The sequence below is a fragment of the Zooshikella harenae genome (assembly GCF_018837975.1).
GTDB lineage: Bacteria > Pseudomonadota > Gammaproteobacteria > Pseudomonadales > Zooshikellaceae > Zooshikella > Zooshikella harenae.
Map to the genome: position 1 here is coordinate 22,156 of NZ_JAGSOY010000031.1, position 20,060 is coordinate 42,215.

At 43.5% G+C, this 20,060-nt stretch carries 31 protein-coding genes; 29 read left to right on the plus strand and 2 right to left on the minus strand.

All coding sequences use genetic code 11. The features are described from left to right. Positions 1-10 precede the first annotated feature (10 nt). From rplD to rplQ, 26 genes are all read left to right on the plus strand, one after another. Complete coding sequence (gene rplD, locus KCG35_RS13740; RefSeq protein WP_215820361.1) at positions 11-613, plus strand: 50S ribosomal protein L4; 603 nt, start codon at positions 11-13, stop codon at positions 611-613. Next, entirely contained in the window at positions 610-906 is a 297-nt protein-coding gene (gene rplW, locus KCG35_RS13745; RefSeq protein WP_215820362.1) for a 50S ribosomal protein L23, read from the plus strand. The genes rplD and rplW overlap by 4 nt, the downstream gene beginning before the upstream one ends. Before the next feature lie 14 nt (positions 907-920). Next, positions 921-1,742 (plus strand): 50S ribosomal protein L2, encoded by an 822-nt coding sequence (rplB, locus tag KCG35_RS13750; protein WP_215820363.1) that lies wholly within the window; start codon positions 921-923, stop codon positions 1,740-1,742. Between the two features lie 28 nt (positions 1,743-1,770). Continuing rightward, entirely contained in the window at positions 1,771-2,049 is a 279-nt protein-coding gene (rpsS, locus tag KCG35_RS13755) for a 30S ribosomal protein S19 (RefSeq protein WP_215820364.1), read from the plus strand. Positions 2,050-2,055: 6 nt separating this feature from the next. After that, positions 2,056-2,394, plus strand: a complete 339-nt coding sequence (gene rplV, locus KCG35_RS13760; protein WP_431722382.1) for a 50S ribosomal protein L22 — start codon at positions 2,056-2,058, stop codon at positions 2,392-2,394. 9 nt (positions 2,395-2,403) lie between these two features. Beyond that, positions 2,404-3,090, plus strand: coding sequence for a 30S ribosomal protein S3 (gene rpsC, locus KCG35_RS13765; RefSeq protein WP_215820365.1), 687 nt, complete (start codon positions 2,404-2,406; stop codon positions 3,088-3,090). Between the two features lie 11 nt (positions 3,091-3,101). Next, complete coding sequence (gene rplP, locus KCG35_RS13770; RefSeq protein WP_027709008.1) at positions 3,102-3,515, plus strand: 50S ribosomal protein L16; 414 nt, start codon at positions 3,102-3,104, stop codon at positions 3,513-3,515. Then, entirely contained in the window at positions 3,515-3,715 is a 201-nt protein-coding gene (gene rpmC / locus KCG35_RS13775) for a 50S ribosomal protein L29 (RefSeq protein ID WP_215820366.1), read from the plus strand. Before rplP ends, rpmC begins: the two co-directional genes overlap by 1 nt. After that, positions 3,708-3,974, plus strand: a complete 267-nt coding sequence (rpsQ, locus tag KCG35_RS13780) for a 30S ribosomal protein S17 (protein WP_215820367.1) — start codon at positions 3,708-3,710, stop codon at positions 3,972-3,974. Before rpmC ends, rpsQ begins: the two co-directional genes overlap by 8 nt. A gap of 49 nt (positions 3,975-4,023) precedes the next feature. Next, a complete protein-coding gene (gene rplN, locus KCG35_RS13785; protein ID WP_215820368.1) occupies positions 4,024-4,392 on the plus strand; it encodes a 50S ribosomal protein L14 in 369 nt (122 codons plus the stop codon). A 14-nt stretch (positions 4,393-4,406) separates the two neighbouring features. Next, positions 4,407-4,721 (plus strand): 50S ribosomal protein L24, encoded by a 315-nt coding sequence (gene rplX / locus KCG35_RS13790; RefSeq protein WP_027709012.1) that lies wholly within the window; start codon positions 4,407-4,409, stop codon positions 4,719-4,721. A gap of 18 nt (positions 4,722-4,739) precedes the next feature. Further along, positions 4,740-5,279 (plus strand): 50S ribosomal protein L5, encoded by a 540-nt coding sequence (gene rplE, locus KCG35_RS13795; RefSeq protein WP_215820369.1) that lies wholly within the window; start codon positions 4,740-4,742, stop codon positions 5,277-5,279. 12 nt (positions 5,280-5,291) lie between these two features. Continuing rightward, positions 5,292-5,597, plus strand: coding sequence for a 30S ribosomal protein S14 (gene rpsN / locus KCG35_RS13800; protein WP_027709014.1), 306 nt, complete (start codon positions 5,292-5,294; stop codon positions 5,595-5,597). 31 nt (positions 5,598-5,628) lie between these two features. Beyond that, positions 5,629-6,021 carry a 30S ribosomal protein S8 gene (gene rpsH / locus KCG35_RS13805; protein WP_215820370.1) on the plus strand — a complete coding sequence of 131 codons (393 nt, stop codon included), beginning with the start codon at positions 5,629-5,631 and terminating at the stop codon, positions 6,019-6,021. Positions 6,022-6,034: 13 nt separating this feature from the next. Further along, on the plus strand, positions 6,035-6,568 hold the full coding sequence (gene rplF / locus KCG35_RS13810; protein WP_094788823.1) for a 50S ribosomal protein L6: 534 nt from the start codon (positions 6,035-6,037) through the stop codon (positions 6,566-6,568). A 14-nt stretch (positions 6,569-6,582) separates the two neighbouring features. Further along, a complete protein-coding gene (rplR, locus tag KCG35_RS13815; RefSeq protein WP_215820371.1) occupies positions 6,583-6,933 on the plus strand; it encodes a 50S ribosomal protein L18 in 351 nt (116 codons plus the stop codon). Positions 6,934-6,943: 10 nt separating this feature from the next. Further along, positions 6,944-7,447 (plus strand): 30S ribosomal protein S5, encoded by a 504-nt coding sequence (gene rpsE, locus KCG35_RS13820; RefSeq protein WP_215820372.1) that lies wholly within the window; start codon positions 6,944-6,946, stop codon positions 7,445-7,447. Positions 7,448-7,451: 4 nt separating this feature from the next. Continuing rightward, positions 7,452-7,640, plus strand: coding sequence for a 50S ribosomal protein L30 (rpmD, locus tag KCG35_RS13825; protein ID WP_215820396.1), 189 nt, complete (start codon positions 7,452-7,454; stop codon positions 7,638-7,640). Positions 7,641-7,642: 2 nt separating this feature from the next. Next, a complete protein-coding gene (gene rplO / locus KCG35_RS13830; RefSeq protein WP_215820373.1) occupies positions 7,643-8,077 on the plus strand; it encodes a 50S ribosomal protein L15 in 435 nt (144 codons plus the stop codon). Next, complete coding sequence (secY, locus tag KCG35_RS13835) at positions 8,078-9,436, plus strand: preprotein translocase subunit SecY (protein ID WP_215820374.1); 1,359 nt, start codon at positions 8,078-8,080, stop codon at positions 9,434-9,436. Positions 9,437-9,462: 26 nt separating this feature from the next. Next, complete coding sequence (rpmJ, locus tag KCG35_RS13840; RefSeq protein WP_084611293.1) at positions 9,463-9,579, plus strand: 50S ribosomal protein L36; 117 nt, start codon at positions 9,463-9,465, stop codon at positions 9,577-9,579. A 153-nt stretch (positions 9,580-9,732) separates the two neighbouring features. Beyond that, positions 9,733-10,089: a 30S ribosomal protein S13 gene (gene rpsM / locus KCG35_RS13845; RefSeq protein WP_215820375.1), complete on the plus strand. Its 357-nt coding sequence runs from the start codon at positions 9,733-9,735 to the stop codon at positions 10,087-10,089. 63 nt (positions 10,090-10,152) lie between these two features. After that, the gene (gene rpsK / locus KCG35_RS13850) at positions 10,153-10,542 is read left to right on the plus strand and encodes a 30S ribosomal protein S11 (protein ID WP_027709023.1); all 390 of its coding nucleotides are present in this window, start codon (positions 10,153-10,155) and stop codon (positions 10,540-10,542) included. 18 nt (positions 10,543-10,560) lie between these two features. Next, positions 10,561-11,181 (plus strand): 30S ribosomal protein S4, encoded by a 621-nt coding sequence (gene rpsD, locus KCG35_RS13855; protein WP_027709024.1) that lies wholly within the window; start codon positions 10,561-10,563, stop codon positions 11,179-11,181. A gap of 36 nt (positions 11,182-11,217) precedes the next feature. Further along, positions 11,218-12,219 carry a DNA-directed RNA polymerase subunit alpha gene (locus tag KCG35_RS13860; RefSeq protein ID WP_215820376.1) on the plus strand — a complete coding sequence of 334 codons (1,002 nt, stop codon included), beginning with the start codon at positions 11,218-11,220 and terminating at the stop codon, positions 12,217-12,219. A 46-nt stretch (positions 12,220-12,265) separates the two neighbouring features. After that, positions 12,266-12,655, plus strand: coding sequence for a 50S ribosomal protein L17 (rplQ, locus tag KCG35_RS13865; RefSeq protein ID WP_215820377.1), 390 nt, complete (start codon positions 12,266-12,268; stop codon positions 12,653-12,655). Positions 12,656-12,724: 69 nt separating this feature from the next. Here the strand turns inward: rplQ and KCG35_RS13870 are convergent, their stop codons facing one another. Then, positions 12,725-13,171 carry a CBS domain-containing protein gene (locus tag KCG35_RS13870; protein ID WP_215820378.1) on the minus strand — a complete coding sequence of 149 codons (447 nt, stop codon included), beginning with the start codon at positions 13,169-13,171 and terminating at the stop codon, positions 12,725-12,727. 196 nt (positions 13,172-13,367) lie between these two features. After that, positions 13,368-16,193 (minus strand): excinuclease ABC subunit UvrA, encoded by a 2,826-nt coding sequence (gene uvrA / locus KCG35_RS13875; protein ID WP_215820379.1) that lies wholly within the window; start codon positions 16,191-16,193, stop codon positions 13,368-13,370. Between the two features lie 202 nt (positions 16,194-16,395). On the opposite strand from uvrA, the gene KCG35_RS13880 reads away from it, so the two are divergent. The 3 genes from KCG35_RS13880 to KCG35_RS13890 all read left to right on the plus strand — a co-directional run bounded on the left by KCG35_RS13880 (position 16,396) and on the right by KCG35_RS13890 (position 19,974). Next, positions 16,396-17,763, plus strand: a complete 1,368-nt coding sequence (locus tag KCG35_RS13880; protein WP_215820380.1) for an MFS transporter — start codon at positions 16,396-16,398, stop codon at positions 17,761-17,763. Between the two features lie 16 nt (positions 17,764-17,779). After that, complete coding sequence (gene ssb, locus KCG35_RS13885; RefSeq protein WP_215820381.1) at positions 17,780-18,367, plus strand: single-stranded DNA-binding protein; 588 nt, start codon at positions 17,780-17,782, stop codon at positions 18,365-18,367. Between the two features lie 1,220 nt (positions 18,368-19,587). Beyond that, complete coding sequence (locus KCG35_RS13890; protein WP_215820382.1) at positions 19,588-19,974, plus strand: Mor transcription activator family protein; 387 nt, start codon at positions 19,588-19,590, stop codon at positions 19,972-19,974. Positions 19,975-20,060: the final 86 nt, after the last annotated feature.

Here is a 20,060-nt window from a genome sequence, read left to right on the forward strand (position 1 = left end):
GGTTGAACTCATGGATTTAAATGTAACAGGTGCAGGTACGATTCAAGTTTCAGATCATACTTTTGCAGCTGAATTTAACGAAACATTAGTGCATCAGGCAGTTGTTGCGTATTTAGCTGGTGCTCGTCAGGGTACTCGTTCGCAAAAAACTCGCTCTGAAGTAAGTGGTGGTGGACGCAAACCATGGCGTCAGAAAGGTACTGGACGTGCGCGTGCTGGTACAATTCGCAGCCCAATTTGGCGTTCTGGTGGAGTAGCATTTGCTGCTAAGCCACAAAATCACGAGCAAAAGCTGAACAAGAAAATGTATCGTGCAGCGATGCGTTCTATTCTTTCAGAACTTGTTCGTCAAGAGCGTTTGGTTGTTGTAGAAGACTTTAAAGTTTCAGCGCCAAAAACTAAAGAATTGGTAGCCAAGTTAAAAGAGCTGAATGCTGGCAATGTCTTGATCGTAAGTGAAGAAGTAGATCAAAACTTGTATTTGGCTGCACGTAACATTCCTTATGTGGATGTCAGCGATGCGATGGCTGCAAATCCAGTCAGCATGATTGCCTATGAAAAGGTTGTCGTAACAGTTGCTGCGCTGAAGAAATTCGAGGAGATGCTGGGATGAACCAGGAAAGAGTATTTAAGGTACTGCTTGGTCCGCACATTTCCGAAAAGGCAACTGTCTTAGCGGAAAATAACGGTCAGTACGTTTTCCGTGTGGCAAAAGACGCGACCAAGCGTGAAGTCAAAAAATCAGTAGAAACACTGTTTGACGTGAAGGTCAAGTCAATTCAGACGCTTAATACTAAAGGTAAAACTAAGCGCACTACTCATGGCTTAGGTAAGCGTCCTGACTGGAAGAAAGCATATGTTCGTCTGGAGCAAGGTCAAGAAATTGACTTTGTAGACGCTGAATAAGGGGAGTGTAAGGTATGCCAATTCAAAAATGTAAACCTACTTCTCCTGGCCGTCGCTTTGTTGTAAACGTAGTCAATCCTGATTTGCACAAAGGTGCACCTTATGCTCCTTTGGTAGAAAAGAAAAGTAAAACGGGTGGCCGTAATAATAATGGCCGTATTACTACCCGTCATCGTGGTGGTGGCCATAAGCATCACTACCGCATGATCGACTTCCGTCGCAATAAGGATGGCATTCCAGGAGTTGTTGAGCGTTTAGAGTATGATCCAAACCGGACTGCTTATATTGCGCTCGTGAAATATCTTGACGGTGAACGCCGTTATATCATTGCGCCAAAAGGCCTGAAGCAAGGTGGTCAGGTTATATCTGGCGCTGATGCTCCAATCAAAGCAGGAAACACCTTACCTCTACGAAATATTCCTGTAGGTAGTGTTATTCACTGTATTGAAATGAAACCTGGCAAAGGTGCGCAGATTGCTCGTAGTGCTGGAGCATCTGTACAACTTGTGGCTCGTGAAGGTGGCTATGTAACTGTACGTCTTCGTTCAGGCGAAATGCGTAAAATTCTTGCTGACTGCCGTGCCACATTAGGTGAAGTGTCCAACAGTGAGCATAACTTGCGTTCTTTGGGTAAAGCGGGTGCCAAGCGTTGGCGTGGTATTCGACCAACAGTTCGCGGTGTTGCGATGAACCCTGTTGATCACCCTCATGGTGGTGGTGAAGGTCGTACTTCTGGTGGCCGTCATCCGGTTTCTCCATGGGGTCTACCCACTAAGGGGCGCAAAACTCGCAGTAATAAGCGTACTGATAAGCTTATTGTGCGTCGTCGCGGTTAAACAGGTTAGCTAAAGAGGATACGACACCGTGCCACGTTCATTAAAAAAAGGTCCTTTTGTAGACCTTCATTTATTGAAGAAGGTTGAGGACGCTGTAGATAAAGGTGACAAGCGTCCAATTAAAACATGGTCACGTCGCTCGATGATTATTCCGCAAATGGTAGGTTTAACCGTTGCGGTGCACAATGGTCGTCAGCATGTACCAGTCTTTGTTACAGAAGATATGGTTGGACATAAACTCGGCGAATTTGCTGCCACTCGTACCTATCGTGGTCATGCAGCAGATAAGAAAGCCAAGCGTAGGTAAGGGGTTATTAAGATGGAAGTAGCTGCTAAGCATAAAGGCGCTAACATATCTGCCCAGAAAGCCCGTTTGGTTGCTGACCAGATTCGCGGAAAATCGGTAGATGAAGCGCTTAATATTTTGGCCTTCAGTCCTAAAAAGGCAGCAATGCTATTTAAGAAAGTGCTTGAGTCGGCAGTTGCCAACGCTGAGCACAATGAAGGTGCGGATATCGATGAGTTGAAAGTTTCCACTGTTTTTGTAGACGAGGGAACTACACTCAAGCGAATTCGCCCACGTGCTAAAGGCCGTGCTGACCGCATATTGAAGCGGACTTGCCATATCACGGTTAAAGTTGCTGAGAAATAGGGGTCAGTCATGGGGCAAAAAGTACATCCAACTGGAATTCGTTTAGGCATCGTAAAAAAACATACTTCTGTATGGTATGCCGAAGGAACAGAATACTCGGACAAGCTAATCACTGATTTGCAAGTTCGTGCACGTATTCAAAAGAAGCTGAAAAATGCCTCTGTTAGTCGCGTCGAAATTCAGCGTCCAGCACAGAGTGCTCGTATTACCATCCATACCGCTCGTCCAGGCATTGTGATTGGTAAAAAAGGTGAAGATGTTGAAAGGTTGCGCCAGGAAGTTTCTGGTGCGATGGGTATTCCTGTCCATATCAACATTGAAGAAATTCGCAAGCCTGAGCTTGATGCTATGTTGGTAGCACAAAGTGTTGCTAACCAGCTTGAGCGTCGTGTGATGTTCCGTCGCGCTATGAAGCGTGCGGTGCAAAATGCAATGCGTCTTGGTGCGAAAGGCATCAAGATTCAAATCAGCGGTCGCCTGGGTGGTGCAGAAATCGCACGTACTGAATGGTATCGGGAAGGTCGTGTACCACTACATACGCTTCGTGCAGATATTGATTATGCAACCTACGAAGCACGCACCACATATGGTGTATTGGGCGTTAAAGTTTGGATTTTCAAAGGCGAGGTTATTGGTGGCCAACGTGAAGACGAGAAGCCAGCTAGCAAACCCGCTAAGAAAAAAGCTGCTAAATAAGGGGTACTTCGATGCTGCAACCAAAGCGTACGAAGTTTAGGAAGCAACAGAAGGGCCGTAATCGTGGGTTAGCTCTTCGAGGCTCAAAAGTAAGCTTCGGTGAATATGCTTTAAAAGCGACTGGTCGTGGTCGCATTACTGCACGCCAAATTGAGGCTGCACGTCGTGCCATGACTCGTCACATCAAGCGTGGTGGTAAAATCTGGATCCGCATTTTCCCAGACAAACCAATCACTCAAAAACCACTGGAGGTGCGCCAGGGTAAAGGTAAGGGTAGTGTTGAATACTGGGTTTGCCAGATTCAACCTGGTCGTGTTCTTTACGAGATGGAAGGTGTTTCTGAAGAACTGGCACGTGAAGCTTTCGCATTAGCGGCAGCTAAGCTACCCGTTGAAACAACTTTCGTTAAGCGGACGGTGATGTAATGAAAGTACAAGAGCTACGTGATAAGTCACCCGAGGAGCTGCGAGATCAGCTTCACTCACTGTTGCGCGACCAGTTCAATTACCGTATGCAAAAGGCCGTTGGCCAGCTAACGCAGACCCATCTGCTGAAACAGGTTCGTCGCGACATCGCACGGGTTAAAACAGTGCTAACTGAGCAGGTAGGTAAGAGCAATGGCTGAGCAAGAAAGTAAAGGCCGTACCCTGAGCGGTCGGGTGGTGAGCAACAAGATGGATAAAACCGTCACTGTAATGACTGAGCGCCATGTTAAGCACCCTATTTATGGGAAATATCAAAAGCGTTCAACCAAGTTACATGCTCATGACCCAAACAATGAGTGTCAAATTGGTGATTTGGTAACCATCAAAGAAATCAGACCTCTGTCTAAGACGAAGGCATTTTCTCTGATTTCTATTGATGAGCGGGCAACACAGGTTTAATTCAATTAGCCTCAACGCCTAGCGTAAAACATGAGGTTGGAGAAAGCACATGATTCAGGCACAAACCATGCTCGATGTGGCTGATAACAGCGGTGCACGTCGGGTAATGTGTATCAAGGTTTTAGGTGGTTCTCACCGCCGTTATGCCAATATCGGTGACATCATCAAAGTGACTGTCAAGGAAGCAATTCCTCGTGGCAAGGTCAAAAAGGGCCAGGTGATGACCGCTGTTGTTGTGCGCACTAAAAAGGGTGTGCGTCGTCAAGATGGCTCATTGATTCGTTTCGATGGCAATGCAGCAGTTTTGTTGAATAATCAGCAGCAGCCAATTGGTACTCGTATTTTTGGGCCTGTAACTCGTGAGCTGCGCTCTGAGCAGTTTATGAAAATTATTTCTTTAGCACCAGAAGTGCTATAAGGAGGGGCCCAGCGATGCGTAAGATCAGAAGTGGTGATGAAGTCATCGTAATTGCCGGTAAAGATAAAGGTAAGCGCGGCAAGGTAATGACCGTAAAGCCAGATAACAAGCTGATTGTTTCTGGTATAAACATGGTCAAGCGCCATACAAAGCCAAACCCAATGCTGAATCGTCCCGGCGGTATTGTCGAGAAAGAAGCGGCGATTCACGTTTCTAATGTTGCGATCTTTAATTCAGAGACCAACAAGGCTGATCGGGTGGGCTTTGAAGGTGAAGGCAAAGAAAAACGCCGTATCTTCAAATCTACTGGCAAGCCTGTAAATGCCTAAGGCAGGATAGGTTGAACAATGGCTAGATTACACGAAAAGTACAAGAGTGAAATCGTACCTCAGCTTCAGAAAGAGTTTGGGTACAATAACATTCATGAAGTACCGAAGATCACCAAAATCACCCTAAATATGGGTGTTGGTGAAGCGGTTGGTGACAAAAAAGTCATCGATAATGCAGTTGCAGATATGGTTAAGATTTCTGGTCAAAAGCCAGTTGTCACTAAAGCACGTAAATCTGTTGCTGGATTTAAAATTCGTCAGGGTTGGCCAATTGGTGTAAAGGTTACCCTGCGTAAGCAAAGAATGTATGAATTTCTGGATCGCTTAGTATCCGTTGCATTACCTCGTGTTCGTGACTTCCGTGGTTTAAGCCCTAAGTCATTTGATGGTCGTGGTAACTACAGCATGGGTGTTAAAGAGCAAATTATCTTCCCAGAAATTGAGTACGATAAAATTGACACCTTGCGTGGTCTGGATATTACGTTGACCACCACTGCTAAGACCGACGAAGAAGGGCGCGCTTTACTTAAAGCGTTTAACTTCCCGTTTAAAGGTTAATAGGGCGGGGTTATGGCAAAAGTATCAATGAAACAGCGCGAATTAAAGCGCATCCGTACAGTAGCCAAGTACGCTGAAAAGCGTGCCAAGATTAAAGCGGTTTTGGCTGATGTAAACGCAACAGAAGAGCAAAAGTGGGAAGCACAAATGGCGCTACAAAAGCTGCCACGTAACGCTAGCCCCATTCGTGTTCGTAACCGTTGTCGTGTTACTGGTCGCCCACATGGCTACTATCGCAAATTTGGTTTAAGCCGGATTAAGTTACGTGAAGCTGCAATGCGTGGTGATGTTCCAGGTTTGGTTAAAGCAAGCTGGTAGTGCGTAGTTTAATTCGAGGAGATGTTTAGACATGAGTATGCAGGACCCGTTGGCAGATATGCTGACTCGTATCCGTAATGCCCAAATGGCAGAAAAAGCTTCTGTCAGTATGCCATCGTCCAAAATAAAAATGGCTGTTGCCAAAGTATTGAAAGACGAAGGTTATATCACTGGTTATGCGGTTGAAGGTGAAGCCAAGCCTGTGCTGAGCATTGAGCTGAAGTACTTCAATGGCAAGCCTGTTATTGAAGAGCTTAAGCGTGTAAGCCGTCCTGGTTTGCGTGCCTACACTGGTAAAGATGCACTGCCAAAAATCAATGGTGGCTTGGGTGTAGCGATTGTCTCCACTAATAAAGGTGTGATGACTGATCGTGCTGCTCGCGCTGCTGGTATTGGCGGTGAAATTCTCTGCACCGTATTTTAAGGGGGGGGTTAAGATGTCTCGAGTCGCTAAAAACCCTGTTGTTATCCCTAACGGTGTAGAAGTTAAGCTGGATAATCGCCACATCACTGTAAAAGGTTCTAAAGGCTCTTTGGAAATGAACCTTCACCACAGTGTAGAAGTCAATCAGGCTGATGGCAGTTTAACCTTTGCAGCCCGTGATGGTGCAAAGCACTCTCGTGCAATGGCAGGTACTACTCGTGCACTGGTAGCTAATATGGTTACTGGTGTCAGCAATGGTTTTGAGAAAAAGTTACAGCTGATTGGTGTTGGTTATCGTGCTCAAGCCAAAGGCAAATCCCTAAACCTGACACTTGGCTTCTCACATCCTGTTGACTACCAATTACCAGAAGGTGTTCAAGCAGAAACTCCTTCGCAAACGGAAATTGTTCTCAAAGGGATCGATAAACAGCTGGTTGGACAAGTTGCCGCAGAAATTCGCGACTTCCGTCGCCCTGAACCTTATAAGGGTAAAGGTATTCGTTATGCGGATGAACATGTTCACCGTAAAGAAGCGAAGAAGAAGTAAGGTAGGGCATTGATATGAGCGTAAAGAAACAATCAAGACTCCGTCGCGCCCTTCAAGCTCGCCTGAAAATGCGTGAGCTCAAGGCAACTCGCTTATGTATACATCGCTCTGGGCAGCACATGTATGCACAAGTGATTTCTTCAGAAGGGGATAAAGTACTGGTCTCTGCGTCAACTTTAGATAAAGACCTTCGCAGTACCACTACAAGTAATGTTGAAGCAGCGAAAAAGGTCGGTGCATTAGTTGCCGAGCGTGCTAAAGCTGCAGGTATAACTAAGGTGGCGTTCGATCGCTCTGGTTTTAAATACCATGGTCGTGTCAAGGCGTTAGCTGACGCTGCACGCGAAGCTGGGTTGGAATTCTAAGGGTAGACGCATGGCTAACAACGAACGTAAGAGCGACGAAGGTTACATTGAAAAGTTGGTTCAGGTTAACCGGGTTGCTAAGGTAGTCAAAGGTGGTCGTATCTTTGGCTTTACCGCGTTGACAGTCGTCGGCGATGGTAAAGGCAAGGTCGGTTTTGGGCGTGGTAAAGCACGTGAAGTGCCAATCGCTATTCAAAAAGCGATGGAAGCTGCACGTCGTAACATGATTCAAGTTGATCTGGATGGCACTACATTACAGTATCCAGTAAAAGCAAGGCATGGAGCTTCTAAAGTATTCATGCAGCCAGCCTCTGAAGGTACTGGTGTTATTGCTGGTGGTGCAATGCGTGCAGTACTTGAAGTTGCCGGCGTACAAAACGTATTGGCAAAATGTTATGGCTCTACAAATCCTGTGAACGTAGTGCAAGCAACCTTTAATGGTTTGCGTGATATGCGTTCTCCGGATGATGTCGCAGCCAAGCGTGGTAAGTCTGTTGAGGACATTCTGGGATAAGACAATGGCAGAAGCTAAACGTATTAAAGTGACGCTTGTCCGTAGTACGAGCGGTCACCTTGCCAGTCATAAAGCCTGTGTTTCTGGACTAGGCTTGCGACGCATTGGTCACACCGTTGACGTTGAAGACACACCTTCCGTACGCGGCATGATTAATAAAGTATCTTACTTGGTACGAGTGGAAGGAGAATAATCATGCATCTGAATTCTCTAAAGCCCGCACCTGGCAGCCGCAAATCCGGTAAGCGCGTTGGTCGCGGTATTGGTAGTGGCTTGGGCAAAACTGGTGGTCGTGGCCACAAAGGTTTGAAGTCCCGTTCAGGTGGTACGGTTAAACCTGGATTTGAAGGCGGTCAGCAGCCATTACAGCGCCGACTGCCCAAATTTGGCTTTACTTCCCGTAAGGCTTTGTACACGGCAGAAGTTCGTTTAAACGAACTTGCTAAAGTTGAAGCTGAAGTAATTGATTTGCAAGCATTACGTGCAGCAAATATCATCAGTGCCAATGTAAAACGTGTTAAAGTTATTCTTTCTGGCGAGATCACCACAGCGAAGACTGTTAAAGGTTTAGCTATGACTAAAGGTGCTCGCGCCGCAATTGAAGCAGCTGGTGGTAAAGTCGAGGACTAAATGGCTAAACAAGGATCACTCCCTGGTGGATCACAAAGTGGTTTGACTGAGCTTTGGGCAAGGCTCCGCTTTGTATTATTGGCGATCATTGTGTACCGCATTGGGGCACATATTCCTGTACCAGGAATAAACCCGGATACGTTAGCGCAATTGTTCAGTCAAAACGAGGGTACTATCCTTAGCCTTTTTAACATGTTCTCAGGTGGTGCCTTAGAGCGCATGTCTGTGTTAGCTCTAGGTATCATGCCGTATATTTCAGCTTCCATCATTATGCAGTTGTTGACTGTAGTCAGTCCTCAACTGGAACAGCTTAAAAAAGAAGGTGAAGCTGGTCGACGTAAGATCAGTCAGTACACTCGTTATGGCACAGTGTTACTTGCAACCATTCAAGGTTTCGGTATCACTGTTAGCCTAGCTAATCAAGGTGTTACTTATACTACAGATATTGGGTTTTATTTTACTGCAGTAACAACCTTTGTTACTGGTTCAGTCTTCTTGATGTGGCTTGGTGAACAGGTTACTGAGAGAGGTATTGGTAATGGTATTTCAATCCTAATTTTTGCGGGTATTGTTGCTGGATTACCTAGCGCTATAGGGCAGGCGTTTGAGTCAGCTCGGCAAGGTAATTTGGAAATCTTGGTGTTATTGCTAGTTGCGTTGATTGCAGTTGTCGTAATTGGTTTTGTGGTGTTTGTAGAGCGTGGTCAACGGAGAATTACTGTTAACTATGCTAAACGTCAGCATGGCCGAAAAGTTTTTGCGGCACAGTCTAGTCATCTTCCATTAAAGGTAAATATGGCTGGTGTTATTCCAGCGATTTTTGCTAGTAGTATTTTGCTGTTTCCAGCATCTATAGCTCAGTGGTTTGGTACTGGCGCTACAGATGCTGCAGGTGAGGAAAGTTGGGCTTTCAGCTGGTTACAGGATGTTGCTCATGCGATTAGTCCTGGGCAACCATTAAATATCATTCTGTTTTCAGCTGGAATTATATTCTTCTGTTTCTTTTATACAGCACTTGTCTTTAATCCAAAGGAAGTGTCTGATAACTTGAAACGATCAGGGGCATATATTCCTGGTATACGGCCTGGAGAACAATCTGCACGCTACATTGATGGCGTGTTAACACGCTTAACGATGTTTGGTGCATTGTACATGACTGCAGTGTGCTTACTTCCTCAGTTTTTGAATGTTGCTTGGAATGTACCATTCTATCTGGGAGGAACGTCACTGTTGATTGTTGTGGTTGTGGTGATGGACTTTATGTCTCAAGTGCAGTCACATCTTATGTCGCATCAATATGAGTCGTTAATGAAGAAATCAAATCTTAAGGGTTTTGGCAGCGGTGGACTGTTGCGCTAACTCTGCCGGTTGATTTGGAGAAAGCTATGAAAGTACGTGCATCTGTGAAAAAGATATGCCGTAACTGTAAAATTATCCGCCGTAAAGGTGCGGTAAGGGTAATTTGCAGTGCTGAACCGCGCCATAAACAGCGTCAGGGCTAAGGAATACCAGCTTTTATAAGTTAGCCGCCCAGCTAATTAATTAGCTGGGCGGTTGATTTATTGATCAGCAAACGGTATGCTGTTGCGCCTTTCGCGGATGGTGTATTTCGTTTGATAAAGAGCATAATGCTCGATGGGATTGGAGTAGATTGAATGGCCCGTATTGCAGGCGTCAATATTCCAGATAACAAACATGCTGTTATCTCCCTGACCTATATCTTTGGTATAGGCAGACCAAAAGCTCAGAAAATTCTAGCTGATGCTGGTATTGATCCAGTAAGCAAAGTAAAAGATCTGAGTGAAGACCAAATAGAGATTTTGCGGACAAAAGTCGCTGAGCACACTACAGAAGGTGACTTGCGCCGTGAAATTAATATGAATATTAAAAGGTTAATGGATCTGGGTTGCTACCGTGGTTTACGCCACCGTCGTAGTCTTCCAGTGCGTGGCCAACGTACTAAGACGAACGCCCGTACTCGTAAAGGTCCTCGCAAACCTATTCGTAAGTAAGTATCTGCTCTAAGAAAAGTTTCTTAGCTGCAGCAGGTATAGCATAGACAGGACATATCTGATATGGCAAAGCCAGGTACTCGTTCACGTAAGAAAGTAAAAAAGACGGTGGTTGATGGGGTCGCCCATATCCACGCGTCTTTTAACAATACGATCGTGACCATTACCGATCGTCAAGGCAACACCTTGGCATGGGCCACTGCTGGAGGTTCAGGCTTCCGCGGTTCTCGTAAAAGCACACCTTTTGCGGCGCAGGTCGCTGCAGAAAGAGCTGGCCAAGCTGCTGCTGAATACGGTCTAAAGAATCTTGATGTCTGTGTTAAAGGCCCTGGTCCAGGACGTGAATCTGCAGTCCGTGCACTTAATGCATGTGGCTACAAGGTTACTAACATTGTGGATGTAACACCTATTCCCCACAATGGCTGTCGTCCACCTAAGAAGCGTCGTGTATAAGGCAGGAGACGAGAAAAAATGGCTAGATATTTAGGTCCTAAGTGTAAGCTCTCTCGTCGTGAAGGCACAGACCTTTTCCTGAAAAGCGGCGTGCGGCCTCACGACTCGAAGTGTCGTGCAGAAACCGCTCCAGGGCAACACGGACAACGTCGTGGTCGTTTATCCGACTACGGTCTTCAGTTGCGTGAAAAGCAAAAAGTACGTCGTATGTACGGTTTGCTAGAAAAGCAATTCCGCAACTACTATAAAAATGCTGACCGTTTAAAAGGAGCAACAGGTGTTAACCTGCTGCAGCTTTTGGAATGTCGCCTAGATAATATCGTTTATCGTATGGGTTTTGGTTCCACTCGTGCAGAAGCTCGCCAGTTGGTCAGCCATAAGGCTGTCATGGTAAATGGTAAGGCAGTAAATATTCCGTCTTATCAGGTTAAGCCGGGTGATGTAGTCGCTATCCGTGAAAAAGCCAAGAACCAACTGCGGATTAATGCTGCTCTAGAACTTGCAAGTCAGCGTGGCTTGGTTGAGTGGGTTGAGGTGGATACCAAGAAGAAAGAAGGGGTATTCAAGGCTCGACCTGAACGGAGTGAGCTCTCTGCAGACATCAATGAAAACCTCATTGTAGAGCTTTACTCCAAGTAAAGGATAGACAATGGCATCAAGTAGGGTATTACTTCCATGCAGAGTTCGGTAACAGACTTTCTCACACCACGTCACATAGACGTTCAGGAAAACAGCGCAACTCGTGCAAAGGTTACTCTGGAGCCACTAGAGCGTGGCTTTGGGCATACTTTGGGAAATGCGTTACGTCGTATATTGCTCTCATCGATGCCAGGGTGCGCTATAGTTGAGGCGGAAATAGAGGGCGTTTTACACGAGTATAGTGCCATCGAAGGTGTGCAGGAGGATGTTATTGAAATCCTGCTTAACCTTAAAGGTGTTGCTATTAAGATGCATGGTCGTGATGAAGCAGTACTGAGTCTTTCAAAGCAAGGTCTGGGTGTTGTAACTGCCGCAGATATTCAGCTAGATCATGATATCGAAGTGGTTAATCCTGATCATGTGATTGCTCATTTGAGTGATGCAGGTTCATTAAACATGAAGCTTAAGGTCCGTCGTGGCCGTGGTTATGAACCTGCTGATGCACGTATCAGCGATGATGATGAAAGTCGCTCTATTGGTAGACTTCAGCTTGATGCCACCTATAGCCCCGTTTTTCGAGTGTCCTATGTTGTCGAAAGCGCTCGTGTTGAGCAACGTACAGACTTAGATAAGTTGGTACTTGATTTAGAAACTGACGGTACTTTGGATCCAGAAGAAGCAATTCGTCGGGCTGCAACTATTCTTCAACAACAGCTGGCTGTCTTTGTTGACTTAGAGGGAGACAAAGAGCCTGAGCCAGAAGAAATTGAAGAAGAAATCGATCCGATTTTATTGCGTCCAGTAGATGATCTTGAGCTAACAGTACGCAGTGCAAACTGCTTGAAAGCTGAAAACATTTACTACATTGGTGACTTGATCCAGCGTACAGAAGTTGAGCTTTTGAAAACCCCTAACTTGGGTAAAAAATCGCTCACAGAAATCAAAGATGTACTAGCTTCTCGAGGTTTGTCGCTTGGCATGCGTCTCGATAATTGGCCTCCCGCTAGCTTAAAAAATGACGATAAGGTTTCTGCCTAGCGTCACTGAATAGCCAAGCAAAGCAAGTTTGGTAAGGAATTGAGTTATGCGTCATCGAAAGAGTGGTAGAAAGCTAAATCGTAATAGCTCTCACCGCAAAGCCATGTTTCAAAACATGACCTGTTCTTTGGTAGAGCACGAAATTATCAAGACTACATTGCCTAAGGCAAAAGAGCTGCGTCGTGTTGCTGAGCCATTAATTACTTTGGCTAAAAAAGACTCTGTAGCTAACCGTCGTTTGGCGTTTGATCGTCTACGTAGTAAAGCTACTGTCGGTAAGCTATTTGCCGAATTGGGTCCTCGTTTTGCTGAGCGTCCAGGTGGTTACATTCGTATTTTGAAATGCGGTTACCGTCATGGCGACCAAGCACCTATGGCTTATGTTGAATTGGTTGATCGTCCTGAGGTTCAGGTCGAAGCAGCTGATGAAGACTAAGTACAATTGAGCCGGGTTTTTAGCCCGGCTTAGTTTTTATATTTTAATCTTGCTATTACTACTCCTGCATTATTTTTTGTCTTCTTTTTCTTGTTCAGTAAGAAGTTCAACAGCAATCCTAACGAAATCAACTGATGTAACAAGACCTATAAGCTTGCCTTGCTCAACAACTGGTAAGCAGCCATACTTTGTTTCCAGAAAGTATTTACCAGCTTCTGATAATGGGAGTTCAGGTTGGACGGTTTCTACATCTTTTGAATAAGCTGACTTAACAGTAACTCCCCTACCAAAAGTCCACATATCAACTGATCCAAAGAGCTTTGCTTGTTGAAAAGCTTCTTTAAGTAAGTGCTTTTGAGTGATAACACCAAGGAAGTCGCCATTTTCACTAGAGATAACAGGGATGTGACGAATACTATGCTCTGCCATTAAGCGGTTAGGTACATCCAAAGAGTCTTTTTCGGTACAACTAATCACATCCCTAATCATGATGTCCGAGATTGTTTTGTAAGGCATTATCCTTTCCTGTAGTTATCTACGAGTGTGTTTTTTAAATTATAGTGATTTATTGATATGTAGATACTGATATGTGGAAGAGGATATGAGTAGTTTTACTTCTGTTGTGGAACCACTGGATTATAAGTCAAAAACCCCAACTTTTTGGCTAAGTTAGGGTTGTATATGTTTTAAATAAAAGGAAAACACGGAGTATTTATTTTGCTAGCTGTGCAGATAAAAAGTGTCCAGTATGTGAGCTTTTAACATTTGCGATTTCTTCTGGAGTGCCTGTCGCGATAATTTCACCGCCGCCATCTCCTCCTTCTGGACCCAAGTCAATAATCCAGTCTGCGGTTTTTATGACATCCAAGTTGTGTTCAATAATCACTATAGTATTACCTTGATCGCGTAAGCGGTGTAATACTTCAAGCAAGTGCTTAATGTCGTGGAAATGTAGCCCAGTTGTTGGTTCATCTAGAATGTATAACGTTCTTCCTGTATCTCTTTTAGACAGTTCTTTGGAAAGCTTAACGCGTTGGGCTTCTCCTCCAGATAAGGTCGTTGCATTTTGGCCTAGGTGTATATACGACAGACCTACATCGATGAGTGTTTGAAGTTTTCGTTTGATGGCTGGAATTGCACTGAAAAAATCAAGCGCTTCTTCGACAGTCATTTCCAGTACTTCATGGATATTTTTGCCTTTATATTTTATTTCCAGGGTTTCGCGGTTATAGCGTTTGCCTTTGCATACTTCACAAGGAACATAAATATCAGGTAGAAAATGCATTTCAACTTTTATGACGCCGTCACCCTGGCAGGCTTCACAGCGTCCTCCTTTAACATTGAAACTGAAACGTCCGACTTTATAGCCTCTGGATCGTGCTTCCTGTGTACCTGCAAACAGTTCTCTAATGCCTGTGAAGATACCTGTATAGGTTGCAGGATTTGAGCGTGGAGTCCTACCGATTGGACTTTGATCGATATCGATGCATTTATCTAAATGTTTAAGGCCGGTTATACGCTTATAAGGTTCAGGTTTTAGCGTGGTTGCGCCATTAAGCTCAGTTGCGACAATAGGATAAAGTGTATTATTAATAAGAGTTGACTTACCTGAGCCTGATACACCTGTTATGCATGTCATAAGGCCAAGGGGAACGGTTAGGTTGACATTTTTTAGGTTGTTTCCCGTAGCACCAGAAAGTTTTACTGTGTAATTTAAATCTGCAATCACGCGCTCTTCTGGGATTTCGATGCATTTTTGACCAGAAAGGTACTGGCCCGTTAGGGATTTTTTATTGCGTATAATTTGTTTAGGTGCACCTTGAGCAACAATTTCACCACCATGGATTCCCGCTCCTGGACCAATGTCAATGACAAAATCAGCATGACGGATAGCATCTTCATCATGTTCAACCACAATAACGGTATTTCCCAAGTCGCGAAGGCGTATCAGCGTACTAAGGAGACGCTCATTATCTCGCTGATGTAGACCAATTGATGGTTCGTCTAAAATGTACATTACACCGACTAAGCCAGCACCAATTTGACTAGCAAGACGGATACGTTGAGCTTCCCCTCCTGATAGAGAGTCTGCACTACGATCCAGGGTTAAGTAGTTAAGGCCAACATTAACTAAAAATTGTAGGCGTTCACGGATTTCCTTAAGAATCTTGGCTGCAACTTCTCCTTTTTGACCTGGAATAGCTAGGTGTTCAAAGTAGTTTAACGATTGCTCTACTGGTAGTGCTGTTAGGGCAGGTAAATTATGTTCTTCAATAAAGACATAGCGAGAATTGCGCTTTAGTCTAGATCCATGACAGCCTGGGCAGGGCTGAACACTAAGAAACTTGGAAAGCTCATCACGAACGCTTTGCGAATCAGTATCTCGATAGCGTCGCTCCATGTTGGGAATAATCCCTTCAAAACGATGAGCACGATGAATTTTATCTCCACGGTCATTAACATAGGTGAACTTAATAACCTCGTCACCACTGCCATGAAGTATGAGGTTGCGGTGCTTTTTGCTGAGTTTTTGAAAGGGAGTGTCAATGTCAAATTTGTAGTGGTCTGCCAGAGAAGAGAGTAACTGAAAGTAATACACGGTACGTCGATCCCATCCTCGAATGGCTCCTTCTCCTAAGGTTAAGTCGGAGGAGACAATAATTCTGTCTTCATCAAAATATTGTTTTACCCCTAAACCATCGCAGGTATCGCATGCACCAGCTGGATTATTGAATGAGAACATGCGAGGTTCAAGTTCGCTGATGCTATGTCCACAGTGGGGGCAAGCAAAACGTGCGGAGAAAATAATATCCTCGAGTTTTTCATCCATGTCGCAAATAACAGCTATTCCTTCAGTTAGCTGAATGGCTGTTTCAAGTGACTCAGCAAGGCGAAGTTTTAAATCTGCTCTGACTTTAAAGCGGTCAACGATCACTTCAATGGTATGTTTTTTAGTTTTAGTAAGTTTGGGGGCATCATCAAGATCAGTCACAATGCCATTTATTCTGGCGCGGACAAAACCTTGAGACTTCAGGTCATTCAGTACATGCAAATGCTCCCCTTTACGATTTTGTACGATAGGAGCAAGGAGCATTAATTTTGTACCTTCAGGTAGGGCTAACACTTGGTCTACCATCTGGCTGATGGTTTGCGCTTCTAAGGGTAAATCATGGGTTGGACAGCGTGGCGTGCCGGCCCGAGCAAAGAGGAGACGTAAATAGTCGTATATTTCTGTAATGGTGCCCACGGTTGAGCGAGGGTTATGGGATGTAGATTTTTGCTCAATAGAAATAGCGGGAGATAGGCCTTCAATATGGTCTACATCTGGCTTTTCCATCATGGATAAAAACTGACGGGCATAGGTAGATAAAGATTCAACGTAACGACGCTGTCCCTCAGCATAAAGGGTGTCAAATGCAAGAGAAGACTTCCCTGAACCTGATAATCCAGTAATGACAATCAACTTGTCACGAGGGATATCAATATTGATGTTTTTTAAATTATGAGTCCGTGCACCGCGTACGCTAATTATATCCACTATAAACATCCCCAGTTTTATGGCTGAAGTGATGACTAAGTTGCTCAGACTAGAATTATCGAGCAATGTCATTTGTTACATGCTTATGGCAGCGAACAGTTGTACAATGCGCGCTGAGTAAACTGGTATAACAAAATGAATGATTATACTGGATTACCTGTTAATATATACAGTTTTTCTCGTAAGGTTAAAGAGGGGATGGATGAGTTCATCTGTCATGAATAAAACTGAGCGAAAGGTCACTTTTTCCCTAGCAGGTGTTTTTGCCATGCGCATGCTGGGCCTGTTTATGATTTTGCCAGTTTTAACAGTATATGGTGACCAGCTCATTGGTTCGACACCAGCATTGCTGGGGCTGGCAATGGGCGCTTATGGTGTCACCCAGGCAATATTGCAAATTCCTTTTGGATTTTTGTCTGACCGTGTAGGACGTAAGCCCATTATATATATAGGGTTATTATTGTTGATGCTGGGTAGTATTGTGGCAGCAAGCTCTGAATCCGTATATGGTGTAATCTTTGGTCGAGCATTACAAGGTGCTGGAGCTGTTGCTAGTGCTATTATGGCATTGGTGTCTGATCTCACCAGAGAAGAGCAGCGTACGAAAGCAATGGCTATGATTGGCATGAGTATCGGCATGTCATTTTGTATTGCTATGGTGGCTGGCCCTTTGATCACTCATTGGTGGGGATTGACAGGGTTATTTGGCACAAATGGCCTATTGGCACTGCTCGCTATGATACTCGTTTGGCGGGTACCAACACCTGTTCGACAGAGGCTACATCGGGATACATATCCTGTAATCAGTGAAATCCGCCAAGTGTTGGCTAATACGGATTTGCTAAGATTAGATTTAGGCATCTTTGTGTTGCATTTTGTTTTAATGGCTGTATTTGTTGCATTACCTTTGGCATTAGAACGACTTGCGGGTTTACCTAGGGAGCAGCATTGGTGGGTTTATCTCATTACTTTGCTAAGTTCTTTTTTTGCTATGCTGCCTTTTATCATTTTGGCTGAGAAAAAAAGAAAATTAAAACCTGTATTTTTAGGCGCCTTGTGTTTGCTAATTTTCAGTTTAGTGAGCATGTTATGGAGTGGTGAACATTTTATTGGATTACTGTTTAGTATTTTCTTATTTTTCATGGCATTTAATTGGTTGGAAGCATCACTACCTTCAATGGTTAGTAAGTTGGCACCTGCTGGGAGTAAAGGTACTGCAATAGGCATCTATTCTACCTGCCAGTTTTTAGGTGCTGCACTTGGTGGAATTGCCGGTGGTTTAGTCTATCAGCACTATGGCTTTATTGGTGTTATCAGTATGGCTGCAATGGGTGCTGTCATTTGGTGGGTCATTAGCTGGAGTATGTCGACACCACCCTATGTTACAACATTAATGGTTAACTTGAAGCCTGTGAATGATCAATCTGTAGCTGATGTATCTGCAGCACTGTCTGCTATTCATGGTGTGCAAGAAGTTGTGGTGATTGTTGAAGAGCAATCCGCTTATCTTAAAGTCGATCGTACCCGGCTGGATATGCAGGCCCTACAAGCATTTGAACTTAAGGCTTAATCGTTAGGAGAAACTCATGCGTGGAGTAAATAAAGTCATCCTGATCGGTAACCTGGGTGCTGATCCGGAAGTGCGTTATATGCCCAATGGTAATGCGGTTACTAATTTAAGTATTGCTACTAGTGAGCAGTGGAAAGATAAGCAAACAGGTCAGCCTCAAGAGCGGACTGAATGGCATAGAGTTGTCATGTTTGGTAAGTTGGCTGAAGTGGCAGGTCAATATTTAAGAAAAGGTTCTAAGGTTTATTTGGAAGGAAAGTTGCAGACACGTAAGTGGCAAGCTCAGGATGGAAGCGACCGCTATACAACAGAAATTGTTGTAGATATTAGTGGGCAAATGCAAATGTTGGATAGCCGTCAAGATAGCCCTGGTGCACCTAATCAAGGCTTTAATCGGCAGCAAAATATGGCGCCACAACAAAATATGCCGCCTAGTCAGCAACCACAACAAAACTTTAACAATCAGCCACCCGTGGGCCAGCAGTATGCTCAACCTCAACCAGTGGGAGGGCACCAAGCGCCAAATAATCAAACTCAACCTTCACAAAACACAGCGCCTGCTATGGATAATTTTGATGACTTTGATGATGACATTCCGTTTTAAGCTTTTAGTATCAAATACTGACTAGCTGCGTTTAAATGCTCTTGATTGCACAATTAAATTACAAGAGATTGTTTTTACATATGTGATGTAATTGTGCATACTTTGTAAGCATATTTAGTGATAGGCTGGCATAGCTAGCCTGTTTCTACGATTATTACCCACCCTAGTGCTTTTTCTCTATATACTTTCTTTCTTAATATTCTTTTCTCAGATGTCCTTGATAAGCTTAACTTTTCTTGCGAACTATAATGGAGATTAAGTTGTTCGTATTTGGTTGGCTTAGAGTAGGTAAATTGCCCCCTAGTTTCAGACTTCAAACCTTGTTTAGATTTAAAGCAAGTATACAGATTGTATTCGCCTAACTATATGGATAAATTAAATTATACAACACTTGACATATATTTGATCAGGTACCGTTAGTCTTGATTTGCTTAATCTTTATTCACATTTTGTAAAATACCCACAGCGGAGGCGTTAATCTAGTCTGTTAAGACTAGCGATAGCAGCAATAGTTGTTTTAAATGCGCTAGCTGGGCAATCAAGAAATCAAGATAATTTATTGAACTATAGTTTAAGTTTGTGGTGTTTGATATTTGCTCATTGTTTGCTTTATTAGTAGGTTACGCTGTGTTTGAGCGTAACACAGAAAACTTAAGGAGAGTTTAAAAGCATGCTTACAAATAAAAAAACAGTAAAACTTTCACCAATGGTATAGTTGGAATACAAGCAAAGTAAGGTGGAAACAATTCCTATGTTGATGTTTTTTAGTTATAAATTAATTGTTTTTCGCTAACATTCAAAATATACAAAAAATAACATAAATATACACGTCTTGTGCAGTATATGTAGTTAATTGTAACTGCTATTAAGTTGTAGTTGTTACATCGCTTCACTACTTACTAATAAAGTTAGCCTTAATTGACTTTTGCATAGCGAAAAGCCATATGTGGTAATTTCTAGTGTTTAAACCATCATATACCAGAGCAGAAGATGATTTTATAAAAAATAAGGACTACTTGGTTTTCGTTATATAGTTTGGCTGTGTCGTAAAGGAATTTTATGATACTTGAGACTTGTATTGCAAATGCAATCCTTTGAAGCTGGTACATTGAAGATAATCTCTGCTTGACACAAATTTATTTCTAGGGATTTTTTTCCATATTAACTGATTATCAGCTAACACATTAGCTTAGTTCCTGAAAAACAATCAGGAGAAAACAATGCAAGGGATTGACTTTAGTTTAATCAAGGTAGATAAACTTCCATTAACCTTACAAGAATTGGTTGATTGTATTGGAATAAAGCAAACATTCATTCTGACCTTAAAATATGGAGGAAGACCATTATATATCGCAAAAAATCCTGATCGCTCTGTTTTGCAGTCATTTTTAGATGAGTATGCCGTAAATGCATTATCTGAGCGGTTTTCAGGAACAACTTTAGAAATTCCAAAAAAAGACCATTTTTTTCGCCAGTTACGAAATCAAGCGATTGTATCTGATACTGAAAAAGGAGCATCACGACGAGAGCTAGCAGTAAAATATGGACTTTGTCTCCGACATATTGGAAATATTCGCAAGTCATGTGATGAAATTAGAAAGCATTAAGTGATTATCGTGGCAAGGTAAAGTCTCGATGTTGTAGCGAAAAAAATGTATAAAGGCTTAGAACACACTAGATTTAATGAGAAGTA